Annotated in this window: 1 pseudogene; it reads left to right on the top strand. The window is 44.4% G+C overall.

The annotated features are described in order from the left end of the window. Positions 1–28 precede the first annotated feature (28 nt). A pseudogene (locus tag ACYVTD_RS15425) lies at positions 29–436 on the top strand (PEP/pyruvate-binding domain-containing protein); the annotation flags it as partial. Positions 437–629: the final 193 nt, after the last annotated feature.

Here is a 629-nt window from a genome sequence, read left to right as displayed (position 1 = left end):
GTGTTATACTTTAGGGAGGATGGTTTAAGTGGCAAGTAAAAAAAATGTGTACTTCTTCGGAAAAGGAAAAGCCGAAGGCGACGCAAAGATGAAATCAATTTTGGGAGGCAAGGGCGCTAACCTTGCGGAGATGACCAATCTTGGAATTCCGGTTCCTCCCGGTTTTACTATTTCTACAGATGTCTGCGCGGCATACTACGAAAATAAAAATAAATATCCAAAACAAATAAAAGATGAAGTAGAAGCGGGTCTTAAAAGACTTGAAGCCGTAATGAAAAAGAAACTTGGCGATCCTAGCGATCCGCTTTTGGTTTCGGTTCGTTCAGGCGCGGCTGTATCCATGCCGGGCATGATGGATACGATTCTTAACCTTGGAATAAGCGATAAATCGGTAAAAGGACTTGCGGCAAAGACAGTTAATCCGCGTTTTGCATGGAGGCATTCTACAAACAAGCGTTTTTCGTGGCCCATTACTTGATTGCAGTACATTGAAATAAAAGGGGGTTTGAAAAGCCATGAAAACGGCGGATAACATGACTTTGGCGCACGTCCCTTTCCGGTTTTATTGCTTATTCCAAGGTTAGGAGTCGTATCCATCATGCCCGGCACGGATACAGCCGCGCCTGAAG

The organism is Treponema sp. R6D11 (genome assembly GCF_054786075.1).
This window is presented reverse-complemented; position numbering and strand designations above follow the sequence as displayed.